Source organism: Nocardia sp. NPDC003482, from assembly GCF_053588115.1.
Genome location: NZ_JBSFPI010000005.1, coordinates 285,819 through 306,021 on the forward strand (window position 1 = coordinate 285,819; position 20,203 = coordinate 306,021).

At 69.3% G+C, this 20,203-nt stretch carries 22 protein-coding genes; 10 read left to right on the top strand and 12 right to left on the bottom strand.

From position 1 onward, the window contains the following. The first annotated feature begins 30 nt into the window (after positions 1-30). Positions 31-456, top strand: coding sequence for an RDD family protein (locus ACWDSJ_RS10525; protein ID WP_450030919.1), 426 nt, complete (start codon positions 31-33; stop codon positions 454-456). 82 nt (positions 457-538) lie between these two features. Further along, entirely contained in the window at positions 539-1,588 is a 1,050-nt protein-coding gene (locus tag ACWDSJ_RS10530; protein ID WP_450030921.1) for a hypothetical protein, read from the top strand. 44 nt (positions 1,589-1,632) lie between these two features. On the opposite strand, the gene ACWDSJ_RS10535 is transcribed toward ACWDSJ_RS10530, so the two are convergent. Both ACWDSJ_RS10535 and ACWDSJ_RS10540 read right to left on the bottom strand, forming a co-directional pair. After that, a complete protein-coding gene (locus ACWDSJ_RS10535; protein ID WP_450030923.1) occupies positions 1,633-2,019 on the bottom strand; it encodes a VOC family protein in 387 nt (128 codons plus the stop codon). A gap of 43 nt (positions 2,020-2,062) precedes the next feature. Then, positions 2,063-2,491 carry a MarR family winged helix-turn-helix transcriptional regulator gene (locus ACWDSJ_RS10540; RefSeq protein WP_450030925.1) on the bottom strand — a complete coding sequence of 143 codons (429 nt, stop codon included), beginning with the start codon at positions 2,489-2,491 and terminating at the stop codon, positions 2,063-2,065. A gap of 86 nt (positions 2,492-2,577) precedes the next feature. Between ACWDSJ_RS10540 and ACWDSJ_RS10545 the strand changes: the two genes are divergently transcribed. Beyond that, the gene (locus ACWDSJ_RS10545) at positions 2,578-3,312 is read left to right on the top strand and encodes an SDR family NAD(P)-dependent oxidoreductase (protein ID WP_450030927.1); all 735 of its coding nucleotides are present in this window, start codon (positions 2,578-2,580) and stop codon (positions 3,310-3,312) included. An 8-nt stretch (positions 3,313-3,320) separates the two neighbouring features. Here ACWDSJ_RS10545 and ACWDSJ_RS10550 read toward each other — a convergent pair whose 3' ends face one another. From ACWDSJ_RS10550 to ACWDSJ_RS10585, 8 genes are all read right to left on the bottom strand, one after another. Next, positions 3,321-4,565, bottom strand: a complete 1,245-nt coding sequence (locus ACWDSJ_RS10550; RefSeq protein ID WP_450030929.1) for a cytochrome P450 — start codon at positions 4,563-4,565, stop codon at positions 3,321-3,323. 23 nt (positions 4,566-4,588) lie between these two features. Next, a complete protein-coding gene (locus tag ACWDSJ_RS10555; protein ID WP_450030931.1) occupies positions 4,589-5,941 on the bottom strand; it encodes a cytochrome P450 in 1,353 nt (450 codons plus the stop codon). A 94-nt stretch (positions 5,942-6,035) separates the two neighbouring features. Beyond that, on the bottom strand, positions 6,036-7,652 hold the full coding sequence (locus ACWDSJ_RS10560) for an acyl-CoA synthetase (protein ID WP_450030933.1): 1,617 nt from the start codon (positions 7,650-7,652) through the stop codon (positions 6,036-6,038). A gap of 13 nt (positions 7,653-7,665) precedes the next feature. Next, a complete protein-coding gene (locus ACWDSJ_RS10565) occupies positions 7,666-8,937 on the bottom strand; it encodes a hypothetical protein (RefSeq protein ID WP_450030935.1) in 1,272 nt (423 codons plus the stop codon). Beyond that, complete coding sequence (locus ACWDSJ_RS10570; RefSeq protein WP_450030937.1) at positions 8,931-9,476, bottom strand: nuclear transport factor 2 family protein; 546 nt, start codon at positions 9,474-9,476, stop codon at positions 8,931-8,933. The genes ACWDSJ_RS10565 and ACWDSJ_RS10570 overlap by 7 nt, the downstream gene beginning before the upstream one ends. Positions 9,477-9,511: 35 nt before the next feature. Continuing rightward, positions 9,512-9,709, bottom strand: a complete 198-nt coding sequence (locus tag ACWDSJ_RS10575; RefSeq protein WP_387364583.1) for a ferredoxin — start codon at positions 9,707-9,709, stop codon at positions 9,512-9,514. Positions 9,710-9,719: 10 nt separating this feature from the next. Continuing rightward, positions 9,720-10,502, bottom strand: coding sequence for an SDR family oxidoreductase (locus ACWDSJ_RS10580; RefSeq protein WP_450030940.1), 783 nt, complete (start codon positions 10,500-10,502; stop codon positions 9,720-9,722). Beyond that, on the bottom strand, positions 10,503-11,708 hold the full coding sequence (locus ACWDSJ_RS10585) for a cytochrome P450 (RefSeq protein ID WP_450030941.1): 1,206 nt from the start codon (positions 11,706-11,708) through the stop codon (positions 10,503-10,505). Between the two features lie 151 nt (positions 11,709-11,859). On the opposite strand from ACWDSJ_RS10585, the gene ACWDSJ_RS10590 reads away from it, so the two are divergent. From ACWDSJ_RS10590 to ACWDSJ_RS10615, 6 genes are read left to right on the top strand one after another with little or no spacing between them, the layout of a single operon-like run. Next, positions 11,860-13,329 (top strand): aldehyde dehydrogenase, encoded by a 1,470-nt coding sequence (locus ACWDSJ_RS10590; protein WP_450030943.1) that lies wholly within the window; start codon positions 11,860-11,862, stop codon positions 13,327-13,329. Between the two features lie 27 nt (positions 13,330-13,356). Further along, positions 13,357-14,106, top strand: coding sequence for an SDR family oxidoreductase (locus ACWDSJ_RS10595; protein ID WP_450030945.1), 750 nt, complete (start codon positions 13,357-13,359; stop codon positions 14,104-14,106). Then, on the top strand, positions 14,103-14,984 hold the full coding sequence (locus ACWDSJ_RS10600; RefSeq protein WP_450030947.1) for an NAD(P)-dependent oxidoreductase: 882 nt from the start codon (positions 14,103-14,105) through the stop codon (positions 14,982-14,984). The genes ACWDSJ_RS10595 and ACWDSJ_RS10600 overlap by 4 nt, the downstream gene beginning before the upstream one ends. After that, on the top strand, positions 14,981-15,343 hold the full coding sequence (locus ACWDSJ_RS10605; protein WP_450030949.1) for a carboxymuconolactone decarboxylase family protein: 363 nt from the start codon (positions 14,981-14,983) through the stop codon (positions 15,341-15,343). Before ACWDSJ_RS10600 ends, ACWDSJ_RS10605 begins: the two co-directional genes overlap by 4 nt. A gap of 4 nt (positions 15,344-15,347) precedes the next feature. Next, positions 15,348-16,202 (top strand): LLM class F420-dependent oxidoreductase, encoded by an 855-nt coding sequence (locus ACWDSJ_RS10610; protein WP_450030951.1) that lies wholly within the window; start codon positions 15,348-15,350, stop codon positions 16,200-16,202. Continuing rightward, a complete protein-coding gene (locus ACWDSJ_RS10615; protein ID WP_450030953.1) occupies positions 16,199-17,068 on the top strand; it encodes an SDR family NAD(P)-dependent oxidoreductase in 870 nt (289 codons plus the stop codon). Before ACWDSJ_RS10610 ends, ACWDSJ_RS10615 begins: the two co-directional genes overlap by 4 nt. Positions 17,069-17,075: 7 nt before the next feature. Here the strand turns inward: ACWDSJ_RS10615 and ACWDSJ_RS10620 are convergent, their stop codons facing one another. Together ACWDSJ_RS10620 and ACWDSJ_RS10625 are read right to left on the bottom strand one after the other, a co-directional pair. Next, the gene (locus tag ACWDSJ_RS10620) at positions 17,076-17,897 is read right to left on the bottom strand and encodes an SDR family oxidoreductase (protein ID WP_450030955.1); all 822 of its coding nucleotides are present in this window, start codon (positions 17,895-17,897) and stop codon (positions 17,076-17,078) included. A gap of 26 nt (positions 17,898-17,923) precedes the next feature. Further along, positions 17,924-19,480 (bottom strand): MFS transporter, encoded by a 1,557-nt coding sequence (locus tag ACWDSJ_RS10625; protein ID WP_450030957.1) that lies wholly within the window; start codon positions 19,478-19,480, stop codon positions 17,924-17,926. A gap of 99 nt (positions 19,481-19,579) precedes the next feature. Between ACWDSJ_RS10625 and ACWDSJ_RS10630 the strand changes: the two genes are divergently transcribed. Further along, a complete protein-coding gene (locus ACWDSJ_RS10630) occupies positions 19,580-20,203 on the top strand; it encodes a TetR/AcrR family transcriptional regulator (RefSeq protein WP_387364550.1) in 624 nt (207 codons plus the stop codon).

A 20,203-nucleotide genomic window follows, 5' to 3' on the forward strand; every position in this document is an offset into this window, starting at 1 on the left:
CTCGACCCGCGCTATCCGTCGGCTCGGCGGGTGCGGTGGGTTTCGGCTTTTCTGGTCGACTGGGTCCTGCACGCCGGGCCGATGATCGCCGTGTTCGCGGTGTTGGCTCAGCACCCCGCCTGGGAAGGGGACGTGCCGCAGGCGCGATTGTGGGCCTTGATCTCCTGGCCGATTCTGTCCTTCACCGATCGCGTACTCCTACAAGGGTTCTGCCACGCAACCATAGGGAAGCTGTTGTTCGGGCTTGTCGTCATCCGACCCGAGGACGGCGGGTGGCCCTCCTTCGGACGGCTCGTGAAGGTGTGGTTTTCCGGCTTGTTCTTCTGGATCGTCCTGATCGTCGGCTTCTTCGGCAACTACACCGGGGGCAGTGGCGGGAGCGGTCCGGACTTCGCCCTGCCTGCGGTTCGCCGGAAGGACGTGACTTTGCCACCCAGGTACGACACTCCACGGTGACCGGTAAGGGCCGCCGGGTAGGGCCGAATACCCCAGAATAGCCTGGTCACAAGCTTTTCGGCCCTCCGACATCGAGGCGACGATGCCCCAGATCTCCGCAAATTCCCCGCTCGCCGAACTCGACCGGCTGCCGTCGTACCCGGCGGGGACGTCGTTCGGGGGCGATATCGATGAGGCGCATCGGGTGCTGCTGTCGGGCGCGTCCGAGGAGCGTAAGCGTGCCGTGTTTCTCGAGTGGGTGGCGCGGCATCAGCCGTGTGTTTTCGGGCGGTTGGCGACCAAAGGTGGGCGGGCGGCGCGGGGGCTGGATTTGACGGTGTGCTGGATCGGGGACGACGTTCTGGATGCGGGCGCGCAGGCAGTCGCCGAGCGGATCGCCGCCGATCGGCGGGCGTGGAAGTTGGTGGCCGCCGAAGGGCTCAGCAGTGCTTTTCTCGTCGTCTTCAACAGTCGGCGGCTGGCTTGGGCCGTGCCCGGTCCGGAGTTGCGGGGGGTGTGCGCGGAGCTGGCGGCGCTGTATCTGACCGAGTGCGCGCCGATCGAAGCCGATGTGATCTACACCGAGGCGATTCCCCTGCGCGACCGCCGCGGTGCGCTGCGGATGTTCAAGGGAAGTGTGCAGCTCTTTCATACCGGGGCGCACCTGCGCCGCCACCACGACCGCCGCATCCCCGGTGGGGTGATGATCTCGGTCAACGGTCCCGGGCACTACGCCAATTCCCCTGTGACGCAGGGGTTGTGCGCTGATCTGGCGGAGGCCGCGCCGATGGTGCGGCGTCTGGCCGCGCGGTCCATCGGCGCGGGTGGTCTCGGTGACGACCGTGCCCTGTCCACGACCTGGCATCGCGAATGCCCGGGCGGGCGGGACGCTGCCCGCTGGTTCTCCGCCGCCTATCACCTCGATGTCCTCATCCAGTCCGGCGTCGTGGACGATCCGAGCCTCCGAACCGGGCCGTGCCCCGCGGAGCAGGTGTGGTCGTGGCTGCACCTGGACTATATCGATGCCCGGCCGACCACTGCGGCCGATCGCACGCACGGGTGGTTCCACGGAATTCCGGTGTCGGACAGGGAGATCCACATCAACCCGTGGCCTCCGGTAGTTCCGGTCGACGCGCCCGATTTCAACTATTGACCGGGGTGGTCGGTCGAGCGCCGATTCACTTGCGCCGCAACATCTTACGCGGGTGAATCCATGGGTTGGGACCAATCGCACAGGCAGAACGGGTGGCCCGCCGGGTCCAGGAGGACTCGCCATCGCCGGTTGCCGGGTTGGTGGTCGGCGCGGCGGGCGCCCAGGCGGACGGCCTCGGCCTCGGCGGCGTCGAGGTCGTCGACGGCCAGGTCGAGATGGAGCTGTTTGGGAATGCCGTCGGGGTCGGGCCAGGTCGGGGGGCGGTGGGCGGGGACGCGGGTCATCGCCAGGGAACCGTGCGCGGTGGCGACGACCACCACGTCGTCCGCCGGGTGCATCACGGTGCCGTCCAGGAGGGCGGCCCAGAATGTCGCCAGGGCGGCGGGGTCGTCGCAGTCCAGGACGGTGAGGGCGAGTCGGGCCAGGGCCACGAGTCAGGATCGCACGGCCGGATTCGCCGGGCAACCCGCCACCTCACTCGCACAGCGCCTCGGTCGCGGCGCGGGCGAGCGCGCCCAGGCGGCGGCGATCGGCGGCGGGCCACGAGGAGAGATGGTCGGCGACGGTCTCGCGGACCGCTCGCTTGAAGGTGGCGACCAGGTCCGTGCCCCGATCCGTGAGCGACACCTGGGACACGCGCCGATCGTCGGGATTCGTGCGGCGCTGGACCAGACCGCGGCGTTCCAGGCGGTCGACCAAACCGGTGATATTGGCCTTGTCGCAATGCATTCGGGCGGCCAGTTCGCTGTGGGTCACGTGCCGCGCGTCCACCAGGGTGAGCAGTTGCGCCTGCTGGGGGGTGAGGCCGATGTCGCGGCTGGCGGCCGCTCTGAGTCCGTCCAGGACGCAGCCCAATTCGAGCAGTGCCTGCGCGAAGGTCGAATCATCCGATGCCGCGGCCATGGAGCGATGGTAGTTGATTGTTTAGGAGGTCAACCATATAGTAAAGAGACTCAACTGTTGACGACATTTACCATTGGAGTGACGCGGTGCAGAATACGACCGATCGCGTGGCCGTCATCACCGGTAGTTCGCGGGGAATCGGGCGAGCCGTCGCGCTGCGGCTCGCCGCCCGCGGCGTGGCCGTGGTCGGCAACTACCGCACCGATGCCGCCGCGGCCGCGCGAGTGGTGGCCGATATCGAATCGCGGGGCGGCCGCGCGATGATGCTGCGGGCCGACGTCGCGAACCCGGGGGAACTGCGCACCCTCTTCGACGCGGCCCAGCGGCACTACGGTGGCCTGGATGTATTGGTGCACAACGCCGCCGGATTCGTGGGCGGCCCGCTCGACGCGGCCACCGAGGACGACTACCGGCACGCGTTCTCGCTGAACGCCCACGCCACCTTCCTGGCGCTCCGCCAGGCGGGGCTCGACATGCGCCCCGGCGGCCGGATCGTCTTCGTCTCCTCCGCGGTGACCCGCGTGAACCCGGCCGGGCAGGCGCTCTACGCCGCCAGCAAGGCCGCGGGCGAACATCTCGTCCGCACGGCGGCCCGCGAACTGGGCGCGCGCGGCATCACCGTCAACAGTGTGCTGCCCGGCCCTACCGACACCGACCTGTTCGCCTCGTCCGGCGCCCCGGTCGACGTTCTCCTCGCCCAGACCCCGTTGGGCCGGTTGGCGGAACCGGGCGACATCGCCGATGTCGTCGACTTCCTGGCCTCCGACGCGGCGAGATGGATCACCGGTCAGAGCATCGCGGTCGACGGCGGCCTGAGCTGACGTGGGCGTCAGGCGTAGCGCACCCGCCAGTGCTTGATCCCGTTGATCCACCCCGAGCGCAACCGCTCCGGTTCCGCGACCTGGGTCAGGTCCGGCATGGCGTCGGCGATGGCGTTGAACATCAGGTCGATCTCCAGCCGGGCCAGATTCGCGCCCACGCAGTAGTGCACGCCCGTCCCACCGAAACCCAAGTGCGGGTTGGGGTCTCGCGTGATGTCGAACCGGAACGGGTCCTCGAAGGCGTCCTCGTCGAAATTGGCCGAGCTGTAGAACAATCCGACCCGCTGACCCGCCTTGATCTCCTGGCCGCCCAGCACCGTGTCCTCGACCGCCGTGCGCTGGAAGGCCGTCACCGGGGTCGCCCAGCGGACGATCTCGTCCGGCGCGGTGCGCGGACGCTCGGCCTTGTACAGCTCCCACTGCTCGGGATTGTCGACGAACGCCTTCATCCCGTGGGTGATGGCGTTGCGCGTCGTCTCGTTCCCCGCGACCGCCAGCAGGATGACGAAGAACCCGAATTCGTCCGACGCCAAGGACTCCCCGTCCACGTCGGCGTGCACGAGCTGGCTCACGATGTCGTCCAGCTTGTCGGCGCGGCGCTGCTCGGCCATGTTCCAGGCGTAGCCGAGGATCTCCATCGACGCGTTGGCGGCGGAGGTCGTGGTGACCGCGTCGCCGTACTCCGGGTCGTCGTAGTTGAGCATCTGGTTGGACCAGTCGAAGACCTTGCGGCGATCCTCCTGCGGGACGCCGAGCAACTCCGCGATGGCCTGCAACGGCAGCTCGCAGGCGACCTGTTCCACGAAGTCGCCGCCCCCGGACTCGCGCGCGCCGCGCACGATCGCCGCCGCCCGATCCGCCAGTGCCGCGCGCAACCCCTCGACCGCGCGCGGGCTGAACCCCTTGGAGATGATCCGCCGAATCTTGGTGTGCTTGGGCGGATCCATGTTCACCAGCAACGCGCTCGTGAGCTCGATCTGATCGGCCGTGATCTCGCCCGGCAGCCGGATGATCGACCCCTTGCGCTGTGAGGAGAAGATCTCCGGCTTGCGGGAGATCTCCTTGATGTCCTCGTGCCGACTCACCACCCAGTACCCGCCGTCGCGGAAGCCGCCGGACTGTTCGTCGGTCTGGGCGTTCCACCAGACCGGCGCGGTGCGGCGCAGTTCGGCGAATTCGGTTGTGGGATTGCGGGTTTCCCACAGGGACGGGTCGGTGAAGTCGAATCCGGCGGGAATGGCTGGGGCTGGCACTGCGTACTCCTGGGATTCGGGGGTCACCGCCGGCGGCGGCGATAGCGGACGCGGCAGGGCTGTTGGAGCTGGACGACCATCTTGGAGTGGTCGTTGCGGTAGGTGTCCGACGGCTGGGACAGTTCGAATTCCCAGTCGCGCAACAGGATCGAGAAGATCGCCTTCAACTGCATGAGGGCGAAGGGGGCGCCGACGCAGCGGTGGCGGCCCGCGCCGAACGGGATCCAGGTCCAGCGGTTGGCGAGATCCTCCTGGCGCGGATCGAGGTAGCGGCCCGGATCGAAGGTGTCCGGATCGGGGAAGTCCTCGGGGATGCGGTTGGAGATCGCGGGCGTCGCGGCGACCATGTCGCCCGGGGCGATGCGGTGGCCGCACACCTCGAACTCGTCGCGCGCGATGCGCATCAGGATGATGAGCGGGGGATGCAGGCGCAGCGCCTCTTTCAGCGCGGCCTCCAAGTTCGGGATCTGACGCAGCGCGTTGTGGCTGACCTCCGACCCGTCGGCGAACAGCTCGTCCAGTTCGGTGACCACGCCCGCCAGCGTCTCGGGATGCCGCAGCAGTTCGATGATGGTCCACGCGGCGGTGCCCGAGGTGGTGTGGTGCCCGGCGAACATCATCGAGATGAAGATGCCGGTGATCTCGCTGGCCGAAAAGCGCGGCGCCCCTTGCTCATCGGTGATGGAGATGAGCACGTCGAGCATGTCGCGCTCGTCCTTACCGCTCGGCGGGTTGGCCGCGCGGTCGGTCATGATCTCCTGCACCAGCTCGACCAGCTTGGCACGCGCCTCGTCGCGGCGGCGGAAGCTCTCGATCGGCGCGTACGGGTCGACATAGGCCAGCGCGTCGGTGCCCTGCTCGAGTTCGTGGTAGAGGTGCGCGAAGCGGCCGTCGAGCTGATTGCGGAACTTCACCCCGATCAGGCAGGCCGAGGAGGTGTAGATGGTCAACTCGGCGAAGAACTCGAGCAGATCGATCTCGCCCTCGTCGCCCCAGCGTTCGAGCATCCGGTCGACCTCGCGGGCGATGGTCACCGCGTGCCCGCGCATATGGTCCGCGCGCAGCGCCTGATTGTGCAGCATCTCCTTGCGGCGCTCGGGCGGCGCGTCGAAGACCACGCCCTCGCCGAAGATCGGCTTCATGAACGGATAGGCCGCCGCCTGGTCGAGATCGTCGTCCCCCGCGCGGAAGAAGAACTCGTTGGCCTCCGCGCCGGACAGCATGATCACATCGCGGCCCGCGAGCCCGAAACTGCCGACGTCCCCGCACTCGGCCCGCACCCGGCGCATGAGCGCGATCGGGTCGGTGCGGAACTCCTCGAGGTGACCGTGTTCGTGTTCGCCTCCGGACACGCGCCGCGGCTTGACCAGGGTCATTGGAAATCCTTCCCTGAAGACCTGTCCAGACAAGAGATGGACACCTGTCTGGACGGTACTACGGTTTGTGGTGCGCGACAAGGGCCGCGCCCGTTCACACCGGGTCGGTGCGGTGGGCGGGTTCGCGCGCGGCGGTGAACTCCTTGGCCCACCGGTAGTCGGGTTTGCCGCTGGGGGAGCGGGTGATGGTCTCGGCGATCCAGATCCGCCGGGGCACTTTGTATCCCGCCAGATGCCGCCGTACGTGAGCGGTGAGCGCGTCGAAATCCGTTGTGCCGTCGCCGGTCACCGACACCACGGCCGCGACCTGATGCCCCCACCGCTCGTGCGGGACGCCGACCACGACCGCGTCGAACACCGAATCATGGGCCTTGAGAACGCTTTCCACCTCCTCGACGAAGACCTTCTCGCCGCCGGTGTTGATGACCATGTTCCCGCGCCCGAGCAGGGTGATCGAGCCGTCGTCCTCGACGCGCGCCCGGTCGTCGGTGATGACCATGCGGGTGCCGTCGACCGTCTTGAACAGCCGTGCGGTCTTCGCCTCGTCCTTGTAGTAGCCGATCGGCACCGCCCCGGTCTTGGCCAGCCAGCCCTCGGCGCCGGCCGGGACCGGATGCCCGGATTCGTCGACGACCACCGCGCCGCGCCCGATCCGCACCCGCGGCCCGCGTCCGGGGTCGTCGTCCTTGGTCGCGAAACCCATGCCGCCGAAACCGGTTTCGGACGAGCCGATGGAGTCGGAGATGAGCGCCGACGGGAACCGTTCGAGCAGTTCGTTCTTCGTCTGCTGCGACAGCAGCGCCGCCCCGGAGGCGATGACCACCAGCGAGGAGGCGTCGACGGGTTCGGCGGCGAGGGTGTCGAGCAGCGGGCGGGCCATGGCGTCGCCGGTGATGACCAGCACCTGCGGCCGTTCGCGTTCGACCGTGTGCCACACCCGAATCGGATCGAATTTGGACTCGAAGATCACCGCGTTGCCGGTCCACAGCGCGGTGAAGGTGGGCATCATGGCCGCGGCGTGGATGAGCGGCGGCAGGATGAGCCAGGTCATGGGAGCGTTCTGCGCGCCGGTGCGGGACTGCTGGTACTCGTCGGCGACCGGTTCGTTGGTGTAGAAGTCGATGCCGCCGCCGAGGACCCGCCACATGTCCTCCTGACGCCACATCACGCCCTTGGGCATGCCGGTGGTGCCGCCGGTGTACATCATGAACAGGTCGTCGGCGCTGCGCTCGACCGCGCGTCGTTCCGGCGAGCCCGCCGCGAGGGCCGCCTCGTAGGCGGTGGCCGAGCTCGTGAGGTGGTCGCTGCCCAGATCGTCGTCCACCACGAGGGCGTGACGCACTCGCGGTGTCAGCGAAAGCGCTTGTGCGACAGCGGGTTCGTAGCCGCGGTGGTACACCAGCGCGTCGAGGTCGGCGTTGTCGTAGAGGTAGCGCAGCTCCTCGACGCCGTAGCGGTAGTTGACGTTGATCGGCGCCGCCCGCACCTTGAAGCAGGCGATGAGGGTCTCCATGGTCTCGATGCTGTTGTGCATCTGGAAACCGACGTGCGCGCCCGCCCCGATGCCGATGGAGGTCAGGTGATCGGCGAGCCGGTTGGCTCGGGCCTCGAGTTCGGCGTAGGTGACGCGGCGGCCCGCGTGGACGAGCGCGGTGCGGTCGGGCATCGCGTCGACGGCGTGCTCGAACAGGTCAGCGAAGTTGCGCGCCATGGGTATTCGTCTCTCATGAGGTTCGGACCACGGTCAGGGGCAGCGGGATGCCGCGGTCGGTGAAGCGGAAATCGGCGCCGGTGCTGAATCGGGTGATCGCCACCTCACCGGACTCTCGGAATGCTGTGTCGCCCAACCGGAATCGGACCACCAGCTCGTCGCCGGTGTCGGCGGCGACCTCGGCGACGTAGTGCGGATCGACCCCGCGGGCCATGGCCTCGAGCGGGGCGAGGTGATCGGCGTCGACCACCGTGGGCCACACGCCGTCCGCGATCGCGCCGCTGGCCTTGGGGAGGCGCAACACGACCTCGGAATCGCCCGGCTCGACCCGAATATCGGTGTAGCGCAGCGGGTTCCACGCCGGATGCAGGGCTAGCACCCGGGCCAGCGCCGCCTCGTCGCGGCCGAGACCGAGCGCGTCGCGCAGCCGTTCGGAGGTGAGCCCCGCGATGCCGGTGAACTGCTTGCGCACGATCTCCGTCGCGCTCGCCGTGTCGGTGCGCGACCGGATGGCGATGACGAACCCGAGGGCCAGCAGATGGTGTTGCAGGCACACCTCGTCGGCCATCCGGATGAGCGCCGAGCGGGAGAAGTCGGTGAACCGCAGATCGCTCAGCAACGGACCGGAGTAGTCGGGACGCCCCGGGTCGTCGGGATCGATCGGATCCAATTCGACTCGGGCCGCGGCGGATTCGGCCACGACGTCCGCGTTGGGCGGAATCGGCGGCGGCTCGTGCGCGGGATCGATGACCACCGTCCACGCGCACACCGGGTGCCGGTCGGCGGGCACCCGGGGCGGGCGGTGGATGGGGCGCACCCGGGCGTGCGGGTTGGTGGCCAGCGCGGTGGCGTCGAAGGTCGGGTCCTCGATGTCGTGGCACATCGAGCGCACGTAGTCCTCGCCCATCGGTTCCACATCGGCCAGCGCGCCGCAGTGGTCGAGCCAGAACTCGCCGTGCCGGGGATCGTCGACGCGGAAGCGGAAGTCCATGAACTGCGGGGGCGCGCCGATATCCAGTTGCAGCCCTTTGAAGATCGTCACCACGTCGTCGCCGGTGAAGTTCAGCGCGCGCTGCATCCGGCGGGTGTAGACGGGGCTGGACACCTGCCATTCCTCGATCGCCACGGCCGCCATCCCCGCGCGGCCGAACGCCTTGATGCTGTGCGCCATCCCGGAGCGGTCGATCAGCTGACCGCTCAACAGCAGTTCGGGGACGAGCACCGCCAGGTCGGCGTGGCTCAGCTCCGCGAAAGCGCTGCGGCGCGAGGGAGATTCGCTCACCACAGCGGCACCGGGGCCTCGCCGATCTTGTACCAGCCGGGCTGCGGCTGGGCCGACCGCTCGATGCGCTTGCGCATACCGTCCGAGAGCACGTTGTCGGTGATCATCTCGAGGAACAGCGCGCTGACATTGCCGAAGTCGAAGAAGTCGCGCTGCCACGACCATTGGAAGTTCCCGCCGTAGCGGAACCAGCTGCCGCCGATGCCCTCGGGCGAGTAGTGCCGCCCGTCGGGGCGGGTGTTCTCGTTGACCTGCTTCCACAGGCCGATGAGGTTGCCGGTGCGGTCGTCGACGACCCACGCCTGGTACGGGTAGGTCCAGCCGTCGAGGCCGTCCATCTCCAGACCCACCGCCCAGTCCCGGATCTGGTCGCGGCCGACGGCCATGAACTCCTGCTTCGGGCCGTAGTTCCACCCGTAGGTGGCGTCCTCGGTGTAGAACTCGGCGAGGGGACGCCAGTCGCCCTTCGCCTCGCACTCCTCGTTCGCCTGTAGCCAGCGGCGCACCATCTCGTCGAGTTCGGCGCGGTCGAATTCGGCCATGGCCGTGGTCCTTTCGGTCGATCCTGGGGGAGGAGTCAGTCGCCGTCGGTGACCGACAGCGCCTGGGTGGGGCAGTAGCGCACGGCCGTCTCGACCTCGGCGCGGGACTCGGGACCCGGTGTGGGAACGCGGATTTCGACCTTGCCGTGTTTGGGCACGGTGAAGACGTCGGGCGCCTCGGCCGCGCACACGGCGTGGCCCTGGCACAGGTCGAGATCGACGGTGATCCTCATGTGTTGCTCCCTACTCGGTGGTGGTCACCCGGGCCTCGGGCTGCACCTCGGTCAGCTGGATGTGGGTGCCGCGCGGGGCGGAGACGACCGCGGCGATGGCGTCGGCCAGCGCGACGGGTTTGAGCATCTCCGGGTGCCGGGCGAAACCCCATTTGGTCCAGTCCTCGAGCACCGGTCCGATGATGTCGGCGGTGGTGTCCATGCCCATGCCGGTCATGGTCGGGCCGGGCCGCACCAGCGAGGCGCGCACGCCGGTGCCCTCGAGCTCCATCACCATCTGCCGGGCCAGGATCTCGACCGCGGTCTTGGCGGCGGGGTAGGCGCCCATGCGCGGGCGCGGATTGCCCGCGGTCTCGGAGCTGATCAGGACGAAATCGCCGCGGCGGCGGGCGACCATGTGCGGAATCACCCTGTGCGCCAAGCGTTGTACGCCGAGCAGATGCACGTTCACCTGCTCGGCGAACTCGGCCGGATCCATCTCGTGCACTCGGGAGAACCTCAGATGCCCGGCCCCCGACACGAGGACCTCGACCGGACCGAGATCGGCCTCGGCCGCGGTGACGAAGGCGTCGACCGAGGCGGTGTCGCTCACGTCGAGCCGGTGCGCGACCGCCTCGCCGCCGTCGGCGACGATCTTGGCGGCCAGTTCCGCGCACTGGTCCACGCGGCGCGCGCCCAGGGCGACGGGATGGCCGAGCCGGGCCAGCGCGACGGCGGTGGCCGCGCCGATACCGGAGGAGGCCCCGGCGATCAGGGCCGGGCGGCGGTCGGGATGGGGTTCGAAACGGGGCATTTACCGGACCTCGACGGTGAGGGGGAGATGGGCGAAACCGCGGACGTTCGTGGAGTGGACGCGTTCGATGCCGGACTCGACGAGCTCGTATCGCCGCACCCGGGAGACGAACTCGCGCAATGCGATCGTGGTCTCCAGCCGGGCCAGATGCGCGCCCAGGCAGAAGTGCACGCCCGCACCGAAACTGGCGAGATTGCCCTTCTCGGCGCGATCGATACGGTAACTGTCGCCGTCGTCGAAGACGTCGGAATCGCGATTGGCCGAGCCGATGAGCAGCAGCACCTTGTCCCCGGCCGGGATCGTGCGCCCGTACAACCCGATATCGGTGGCGGCGCTGCGGGCCACGATCTGGCTCGAGGTGTCGTAGCGCAGGGTCTCCTCGACCCAGTCGGGCACCAATGACGGATCGGCGCTCACCTTCTCGTACTCGGCCGGATTGCGCGCGGCCCAGTACAGCGCATTGCCGAGCAGTTTGGTGGTGGTCTCGTTGCCCGCGACCACCATGAGGAACATGAAACCGATGATCTCCTCGTCGGTGAGCCGGTCGCCGTCGATCTCGGCGTCGAGCAGCGCGGAGGTGAGATCCTCGGTCGGCGACGTGCGGCGGTCGGCGACCATCTCGGTGTAGTAGGTGATCAGCCGCAGGGCCGCGTCGATCGCGGGCGGCGGCACGTCGAGCACGCCCTCCTCGCGGTGCATGACCAGATCGGCGAGGCGGCGGACCTCGGCGCGATCGGGGACCGGCACGCCCAACAGTTCGGAGATGACGTCCATGGGCAGCTTGCCCGCGAAATCCTCGATCCAGTCGAAAGTGCCCGCCGCCAAGGCGGATTCGAGATGTTCGAGGGTGAGTTCGTGGATGCGGGCGTCCATCTCGGAGACCCGGCGCGGGGTGAAGCCCTTGTAGACCAGTTTGCGCATGCGCATGTGCCGGGGGTCGTCCATCGCCAGGAACGACATCGTGCGATGCGCGTGCGGTCCCCAGGCGGCCGGATCGAGCGAGACCCCGTTCGCGCTGGACAGTCGCGCGTTGTCGCGGAATCCGGCGATGACGTCGGCGTGCCGCGACAGCGCCCAGAAGCCCAGCTCCGGATTGTGGTAGAGCGGCGCGTCGGTGCGCAGTCGCTGGTAGACGGGATAGGGGTCGTCGTGGAACCGATAGTCGTACGGATCGAACGTGACCGGTTCCAGTGAGGCCGAAGTCATCACGCGTACCTCGAAGACACATAGCTGGACATGTGTCTGGACGGTATCACCGACGCTGTTCCACCACAACGGTTCGGGCCGATCCTTGCGCCGCGTCGGCGATCGGAACTATATTCCGAACACCTGTCTAGACATGTATCGGAGCATGCTGATGAACAGCCTCGTCCCTCCCGAGGGCACATCCCTGCTGATCGGCGGCAAGTCGGTGCCCGGCGGCGCGGGCGTGTTCGAGACCGTCAACCCCGCGACCGAGGAGGTCCTCGGCCATGCCGCCGACGCGTCGCCGGAGGATATGGACGCGGCCGTCGCGGCGGCGCGCACGGCCTTCGACGAGACCGACTGGTCCCGGGATCACGCCTTCCGCGCGCACTGTGTGCGGCAGTTGCGCGACGTGATGCGCGCGCACATCGAACAGTTGCGGGAGATCACGATCGCGGAGGTGGGCGCGCCGGTCATGCTGACCAGCGGACCGCAGCTCGAGGGTCCGGTCGCGGATCTGTCGTTCGCCGCAGACCTGGCCGAAAGTTATTCGTGGACAACGGATCTGGGTGTGGCCGAGACGATGGGCATCGCGAGTCGCCGCGAGGTCCGGCGCGAGGCCGTGGGCGTGGTCGGGGCGATCACGCCGTGGAACTTCCCGCACCAGATCAATCTCGCCAAGCTCGGTCCGGCGCTGGCGGCGGGAAACACCGTGGTGCTCAAGCCCGCTCCCGACACCCCGTGGGTGGCGGCGGTGCTGGGGCCGCTGATCGCCGAGCACACCGACATCCCGGCGGGCGTGGTCAATATCGTCACCTCCGCCGATCACACGCTGGGCGCGCGCCTGGTGGCCGATCCGCGCGTGGACATGGTCACCTTCACCGGGTCGACCCGAACGGGTCGCGCGGTGATGGCGGGCGCGGCGGCCACGCTCAAGCGAACCTTCCTGGAGTTGGGCGGCAAGTCGGCGGCGATCGTGCTCGACGACGCCGATATCGCCGCGGCCGCGAGCTACACCGCGTTCTCGGTGGCGGTGCACGCCGGGCAGGGCTGCGCGCTGACCACCCGCATGCTGGTGCCGCGCGCGGCCTACGAGGACGCGGTTGCTGCGGCGGCCAAGGCCATGGCGGGCATCCGGGCCGGGGACCCCACCAAACCCGGAACCGTCTGCGGCCCGGTGATTTCCGCGCGGCAGCGCGAGCGGGTGGAGCGCTATATCGGGATCGCGCGCGCCGAGGGCGGGCGCATCGCGGCCGGGGGCGGACGGCCCGCGAACCGGGAGCGCGGCTTCTTCGTCGAGCCGACGCTCATCGCGGATCTGCCCAATACCTCGACCGTCGCGCAGGAGGAGATCTTCGGGCCGGTGCTCGTGGTGATCCCGCACGACGGGGACGCCGACGCGGTGCGGCTGGCCAACGAATCCCCGTACGGGCTGTCGGGTTCGGTGTGGGGTACCGATCCCGAGCGGATCGAACGCGTCGTGGCCGGGGTGCGCACCGGCACGCTCGGCGTGAACGGCGGGCTCTGGTACCACGCGGACGCGCCGTTCGGGGGGTACAAGCAGTCCGGCATCGGCCGCGAGATGGGCGTCGCGGGTTTCGAGGAGTACCTCGAGACCAAGCTGGTCGCCTTCCCCGCCTGAATCTTCGACAGTAGGAGCTGAACTCACATGGCACGTTTCACCGATCGCGCCGCGATCGTCACCGGCGCCGCGCAGGGCATCGGCGCGGCCTACGCCAAGGCGCTGGCCGCCGAGGGCGCCAAGGTCGTGGTCGCCGATCTCAATGCCGAGCGCGGCGAGCAAGTCGCCAAGGAGATCGTCGCCGACGGCGGCACCGCGGTCTTCCACACCGTCGACGTCGCCGATCCCGAATCCGCCACGGCCCTGGCCGAATTCACCGTCGCCGAGTTCGGGGCGATCAACCATCTGGTGAACAACGCCGCCATCTACGGCGATATGAAACTCGACCTGCTGCTGACCGTGCCGTGGGACTACTACAAGAAGTTCATGAGCGTGAACCTCGACGGCGCGCTGAACGTGACCCGCGCGGTGTGGCAGTCGATGGCGGCGGCCGGGGGCGGCTCGATCGTCAACCAGTCCTCCACCGCGGCGTGGCTGTACTCGGGGTTCTACGGTCTGGCCAAGGTCGGCATCAACGGGCTCACCCAGCAGTTGGCGACCGAACTGGGCGGGTCGAAGATCCGCATCAATGCCATCGCGCCCGGCCCGATCAATACCGAGGCGACTCAGACCGTGACGCCCGGAAATATCGTGAAGGACATGGTCTCCCGCATTCCGATCAAGCGGATGGGCACCCCCGAGGATCTGGTGGGCGCGTGCCTGTACCTGCTCTCCGACGACGCGGGCTGGGTCACCGGGCACATCCTCAATGTCGACGGCGGGCAGATCATCCGATGACCGACGAGAACGCCGACGCCCCGGTCGGATTCATCGGCCTGGGCAATATGGGCGCGCCGATGGCCAAGCGGCTGTTGGAGTGGGCGGGCGGGTTGGTCGTGTGCGATGTGCGGGCGGAGGCGATCGCGCCGTTCACCGAGGCGGGGGCGCGGGCGGCCGACGATCCGGCCGCGCTGGCGACCGAGGCTCGGGTGATCAGCGTGACCGTCATCGATGACGGGCAGGTGCGCGATGTCGTCAACGGCCCCAAGGGAATTCTGCGCACGGCCGCGCCGGGCACGGTCGTCGCGGTGCACTCCACCATCAGCGACACCACGGCCGAGGAGTTGGCCGCGCTGTGCGCCGAACACGGGGTGGAATTCGTGGACGCGCCCGTCAGCGGGGGCGCGGGGGCGGCGGAGAAGGGCGCGCTGGCGGTCATGGTGGGCGGGACGAAGACGGCGGTGGAGCGGATCCGGCCGCCGTTCGGGCTGTTCTCGAATCTCATCGTGCACGCCGGTGACGTGGGCGCGGGGACGCGAATGAAGTTGGCGCGCAACCTGCTTCATTTCGTGTCGTTCACCGCGGCGACCGAGGCGCAGCGGCTGGCGGAGGCGGCCGGGTTGAACATCACCAAGCTCGGCAAGGTGGTCAGGCACTCCGACGCCATCACCGGCGGCGCGGGCGCGATCATGTTGCGCGACACCACCGCCCCGATCGATCCGGAGGACTTCTGGTTCCCGATCCTCAGCCACGTCCGCGATCTCGGCGAGAAGGATCTGTCGCTGGCGCTGGAACTCGGCGCGCGCCTGGATGTTTCGCTGCCGCTGGCCGAACTGGCCGCCGCCCGCCTCGCGGCGGGGCTCGGCGTTCCCGCGTCGGAGAAGGAGCGTTCATGACCGAGGACGATCGGCGCAAGCGGGGCTTGGCCAAGATGAGCGAGGTGTACGGCTGGGAGGTCAGCGACGGGCCGGGGGAGCATTTCGCGGTCACCGTCGATCACCTGTTCGCCGACATCTGGTCGCGCCCCGGGCTTTCCATCCGCGACCGCCGCCTGCTGTTGCTCGGGGCGCTCACCGCGCAGGGGCTGTTCGACGTGGCGGAGATCCAGATCGGGGCGGCGCTGCACAACGAGGAACTCGACGAGGAGCAGCTGAAGGAGATCGCGCTGTTCCTGTGCCACTACATCGGCTGGCCCGCGGGCACCAAACTGGACTCGGTCGTCGGGTCCGTGCTGGCCAAGCGAAAGAAGAAGTAGCGGTATGCGTTTCGGAATAGTCCTGTTCACCAGCGACCGCGGCATCGCGCCCGCGACCGCCGCGGCCGCCGCCGAGGAACGGGGCTTCGACTCGTTCTTCGTACCCGAACACACCCACATCCCGGTGAAGCGGGAGGCCGCGCATCCCACCACGGGCGACGCCTCGCTGCCCGACGACCGCTACACCCGCACCCTCGATCCGTGGGTGGCGCTGGCCACGGCGGCCGCGGTGACCGAGCGGATCGAGCTGTCCACGGCGGTCGCGCTGCCGGTGGAGCACGATCCGATCACCCTCGCCAAGACGATCGCCAGCCTCGACCATCTCTCCGGCGGCCGGGTGACCCTCGGCGCCGGATTCGGTTGGAACACCGACGAACTCGCCGACCACGGGGTGCCGCCGGGCAAGCGGCGCACGGTACTGCGCGAATACGTGGAGGCCATGCGGGAGCTGTGGACCCGCGACGAGGCGAGCTACGACGGCGACCACGTACGGTTCGGGCCCAGCTGGGCGTGGCCCAAGCCCGCGCAGGCGCACATCCCGGTGCTGATCGGGGCGGCGGGCACGGAGAAGACGTTCGCGTGGATCGCGCGCACCGGCGACGGCTGGATCACCACCCCCACCGAGTCCGACATCTCCGCGAGACTGCGGCTGCTGCACAAGATCTGGGACGACGCCGGGCGATCCGGGCGGCCACGCGTGGTCGCCCTGGACTTCAAGCCGGACGCGGATCGGCTGGCGCAGTGGGCGGCCGACGGGGTGACCGATGTGCTCTACGGGCTGCCCGACAAGTCCACCGACGACATCCTGCGCTATCTGGATCGGCTCAGCGGGAAACTGGCCGATCTGCGGTCGCCGTGACCGCGCCGCTGTCGGGCCGGGGTGCTGTCGTCGTGGGCGGGGGCAGCGGGGTCGGGCGGGCCGTGGCCGAGCTGCTGGCCGCCAACGGTGCTGGGGTGGTGGTGAATTCGCGCAGCGAGGCGGCGGTGGCGGAGGTGACCGCGACGATCACCGCGGCGGGCGGGACGGCGATCGGCGTCGCGGGATCGGCGGCCGAGGAGGCCGTCGCCGCGCGGCTCGTGGCGACGTGCGTGGCCGAGTTCGGGGCGGTCGACGTGCTGGTGAACTGCGCGGGCATCGCCGAACCGCGCGGGTCGTCGATCCTCACCGTCACCGCCGCCGAGTGGCGGGAGCTGCTGGACTCGCATCTGACGACCGTGTTCACCACCTGCCGGGCCGTCGCCCCGCTCATGGCCGAGCGCGGGTCCGGGTCCATCGTGAACACCGGATCATTCGCCTATCTGGGCGATTTCGGCGGAACGGGCTATCCGGCGGGCAAGGGCGCGGTCGCCAGCCTGACGCTGGCGCTGGCCGCGGAGTTGCGGGAGCACGGGGTGCGGATCAATGCCGTGTGCCCCGGCGCGCGGACCCGCCTGTCGACCGGACCGGACTACGAGGCGCACATCCGGGAGCTGAATCGGCGCGGACTGCTCGACGAGATGACCATGCACGGGGCGTTGGACGCGCCGCCGCCGGAATATGCTGCCGTGCTGTATCTTTACCTGGCCTCCGACGCTTCGAGGTCGGTGAGTGGCGAGATATTCATCGCCGCAGGGGGTTTCGTGGGGAAGTTCGGGCGGCCGGTCGCGGAGCCGTTGGGCTACCGCGACCATACGCACGAAAAGCCCTGGACCATCGAGGAATTGGATCGGATGATCGGCCGCTAGCCGGTCCTCAGGGACGCAGCCGGTCGTCGTAGACGCGCCGGGCGTCACGGTCCACATCGTCGACGAAGGTGCGGTGCACCCCCATGCGGCGGGCGACGAATTCGCCGAGCGGGCGCGGGGTGAGCCGGTTGAACGAGGCCAGGACGGCCGCGGTGCGCGTCACGGTCACCCTCCGGCGCGGTTTGGCGACAAGCCTTCGCACCGCGACGGCCACATCGCCGGGCTGGGCCAGCAGACCCATCGGGGCCCGGGTCCCCGCGATGAGCTCGGTCGCGGTGAAGGTCGGCAGCACCGCCGAGAAACGCACTCCGGTGCCACGATATTCGAGCCGCATGGCCTCGGTGAAGCCGAGCACGGCCTGTTTGCTCGCGCAGTAGGTCGCCATCCCCGGCGTCGGATTCTCCCCGGCCAGCGACGCGATATTGACGACATGGCCGCGCCCGCGCGCGAGCATTCCGGGCAGCACCGTCTTGGTGCCGACCATGACGCCGTAGACGTTGATGTCGAGGATGCGATGCGTGATCGCGTCGGTCTCCTCGGTGAACCGCCCCACCGGCATGATCCCGGCATTGTTCACCAGCACGTCCACCGGCCCGAGCTCGTTCTCCACGGCATCGACGAACGCGCGAAACGAATCCGGCTCGGCGACATCGAGTTTCGCCGCGAAGGGAAGCCCCAGCTCGGCGGCCGTCAGCTCGGCCGTGGGCGCGTCGATATCGCCGATCGCCACGCGGGCGCCGGACCCGGCGAGTTCGGCGGCGATCGCGCGGCCGATGCCGCGCGCGCCGCCGGTGACGGCGATGACCTTGGGGTGCGATCTTTCGGACATGTGTCTGGATACTATTTCGGACAGGCTTATGAATCAATCCGTTCGGCGAAGTCCGGGGTCGGGGTGGGGTGCGGGGGCTTTCGCGCGACGCGGCCCGGGGCCCAGACGCCCAGCAGGACCGCGACCGCCAGGGTCAGGCCGCCCAGTACCAGGGTCGCGGTGCGCAGGCCGTGGGCGAAGGCTTGTTCGGCGAAGGTGGCCAAGGGGGCGGCGGAGGGGCCTATGTGGTCGGTGACCTGGAGGGCTCCGGCGAGGGAGTTGGAGACCGGGGCGCGGATCTCCGGGGGGAGGCGGGTGAGGGCGGGGGTGATGTGGTGGGTGTAGCCGGCGGCGAGAATGCTTCCGGCCAAGGCGATTCCGAGGGCCGCGCCGACCTCGCGGGCGGCGTCGTTGACGGCGGCGGCGACGCCGTGTTTGTCCGGGGGGACGCCGTCGACGATGGCGGCGGTGGCGGGGGCGGCGGTGAGGCCGAGGCCGGTGCTCATGATGAGCAGGGGCCAGAGGATGTCGACGAAGGTGCTGTCGGCGGTGAGCAGGGCCAGGCAGAGCAGGCCCGCGCCCACGAGGACGAGGCCGACGGCGGTGGGGAGGCGGAGGCCGAAGCGCTGGGCGATCCACGGGGAGATCAGCGACAGCAGGACCATCGGGGTGATCATGGGGGCCATGGCCAGGGCCGAGATCAGCGGGCGGTAGCCGAGGATCAGCTGGAAGAACTGGACGATCAGCATGAAAAGGCCGAAGGAGACGAGGAATTGGACGGCGACCGAGACCGTTCCCGCGCCGAAACCGCGGTCGGCGAACAGGCGCACGTCCAGCAGCGGATGCGCCACCCGGAGCTCGATCAGCGCGAAGGCTGCCCCGGCCGCGAGACCGGCCGCGGCACAGGCGATCACGAGCGGATCGAGCCAACCCCGTTGCGGCGCTTCCAGAGCCGCCACCACGACCAGACCGACGGCCGTCGCGCCGGTCAGCGCGCCCCACGGATCGAACGCGGGGCGGGCGGAATCCAGTGATTCGGGGACCGTGCAGGCCGCGACCGCCAGCACCGCCCCGCACACCGCCATGGCCGCCGGAATCGACTCCCACGTCCACCACTCCATCAGCAGCCCCGAACCGAGGATGCCCAGCACGGCCCCGCCGCCGACCGTGCCCGCCCAGATGCCGACCGCGAGAGTTCGCTGCTCCCTGGGCAATCCGGAGGTCAGGATGGACAGCGTCGAGGGCATGACGAACGCCGCGCCCGCGCCGCCGACGGTCCGCGCCACGATCAACCAGACCGGGCCGTGCAGCACCAGCGGCAGCGCCGAGGCGAGCGCGAACACCACCAGGCCCGCGATGAGCACGCCCCGGCGCCCGTAGCGGTCGCCGAGCGCGCCCGCGGGCAGCACGAGACAGGCCAGCGCCAGCGTGTAACCGTCGATGATCCAGGTCAATTGGGACTGCGTCGCCCCGGTGCGGGCGGCGATCTCGGGCAGCGCCGTGTACAGGGCCGCCATCGACGCGACCACCAGCGCGACCGCCGAACACGACAGCAGGACCACCCAGCGCAGGCGGGCCGACCAGGGGCTGGGGTGCGGGTCCATGGGGCCTCCGAGAAACGAAACCGAGAGTATCGCTACGCTACCAGGAGTAGCATAAGTCGAACCAGCGCAACGTTCTTCGCGAGGAGGAATTCTTCGGTCATGGCCACGATCGATCCGGGGCGGCACGACGACGATCCACGCAAGGCGCGTTCGCGCGCGAAGCTGCTCGAGGCGGCGGCCGAGCTGGTGGCCGCCGGCGGGCTGGAGGCGATCACGATCGACGCGGTCACGCGCAAGTCGAATGTCGCTCGCACGACGCTGTATCGGCACTTCGACACCGTGGTGCACCTGCGGCTCGCGACGCTCGAGCACATGCTGCCGCCGGTGGTCGAGGCCCCGACCGAGGGCACGTTGCGGGAGCGGCTGATCGAGTTGCTCGGCAGGCAGGCCGACGTGATCAACGACGCCCCACTGCATTTGACGACGCTGGCGTGGCTGGCCACCGCCGACCGCACCGACGACGAGTCCGCGGGGGTGCGGGTGGGATCGTTGCGGCATCGTCTCATCGAGAACTACCGGCGGCCCTTCGACGAACTGTTCGACACCCCCGAGGGTCGCGCGCTGCTCGGCGACCGCGATCTGCAATGGGTGCTGGTGCAGCTCATCGGGCCGATCGCGTTCCTGCGGCTGAGCGGGATCGGGCGGGCGACGCGGGCGGACTGCGCGCGGTTCGTGGACGATCTGCTGGCCGCATGGGCGGCACCGAACCGGTCGTCCGTGTGA

Excerpts from the sequence above, each read along its gene's own strand:
- ACWDSJ_RS10530 (WP_450030921.1), top strand. The coding sequence starts at position 539 with ATGCCCCAGATCTCCGCAAATTCCCCGCTCGCCGAACTCGACCGGCTG.
- ACWDSJ_RS10540 (WP_450030925.1), bottom strand. The coding sequence starts at position 2,491 with ATGGCCGCGGCATCGGATGATTCGACCTTCGCGCAGGCACTGCTCGAA.
- ACWDSJ_RS10555 (WP_450030931.1), bottom strand. The coding sequence starts at position 5,941 with ATGACCCTGGTCAAGCCGCGGCGCGTGTCCGGAGGCGAACACGAACAC.
- ACWDSJ_RS10560 (WP_450030933.1), bottom strand. The coding sequence starts at position 7,652 with ATGGCGCGCAACTTCGCTGACCTGTTCGAGCACGCCGTCGACGCGATG.
- ACWDSJ_RS10570 (WP_450030937.1), bottom strand. The coding sequence starts at position 9,476 with ATGGCCGAATTCGACCGCGCCGAACTCGACGAGATGGTGCGCCGCTGG.
- ACWDSJ_RS10575 (WP_387364583.1), bottom strand. The coding sequence starts at position 9,709 with ATGAGGATCACCGTCGATCTCGACCTGTGCCAGGGCCACGCCGTGTGC.
- ACWDSJ_RS10580 (WP_450030940.1), bottom strand. The coding sequence starts at position 10,502 with ATGCCCCGTTTCGAACCCCATCCCGACCGCCGCCCGGCCCTGATCGCC.
- ACWDSJ_RS10585 (WP_450030941.1), bottom strand. The coding sequence starts at position 11,708 with ATGACTTCGGCCTCACTGGAACCGGTCACGTTCGATCCGTACGACTAT.
- ACWDSJ_RS10590 (WP_450030943.1), top strand. The coding sequence starts at position 11,860 with ATGAACAGCCTCGTCCCTCCCGAGGGCACATCCCTGCTGATCGGCGGC.
- ACWDSJ_RS10595 (WP_450030945.1), top strand. The coding sequence starts at position 13,357 with ATGGCACGTTTCACCGATCGCGCCGCGATCGTCACCGGCGCCGCGCAG.
- ACWDSJ_RS10600 (WP_450030947.1), top strand. The coding sequence starts at position 14,103 with ATGACCGACGAGAACGCCGACGCCCCGGTCGGATTCATCGGCCTGGGC.
- ACWDSJ_RS10605 (WP_450030949.1), top strand. The coding sequence starts at position 14,981 with ATGACCGAGGACGATCGGCGCAAGCGGGGCTTGGCCAAGATGAGCGAG.
- ACWDSJ_RS10610 (WP_450030951.1), top strand. The coding sequence starts at position 15,348 with ATGCGTTTCGGAATAGTCCTGTTCACCAGCGACCGCGGCATCGCGCCC.
- ACWDSJ_RS10620 (WP_450030955.1), bottom strand. The coding sequence starts at position 17,897 with ATGTCCGAAAGATCGCACCCCAAGGTCATCGCCGTCACCGGCGGCGCG.
- ACWDSJ_RS10625 (WP_450030957.1), bottom strand. The coding sequence starts at position 19,480 with ATGGACCCGCACCCCAGCCCCTGGTCGGCCCGCCTGCGCTGGGTGGTC.
- ACWDSJ_RS10630 (WP_387364550.1), top strand. The coding sequence starts at position 19,580 with ATGGCCACGATCGATCCGGGGCGGCACGACGACGATCCACGCAAGGCG.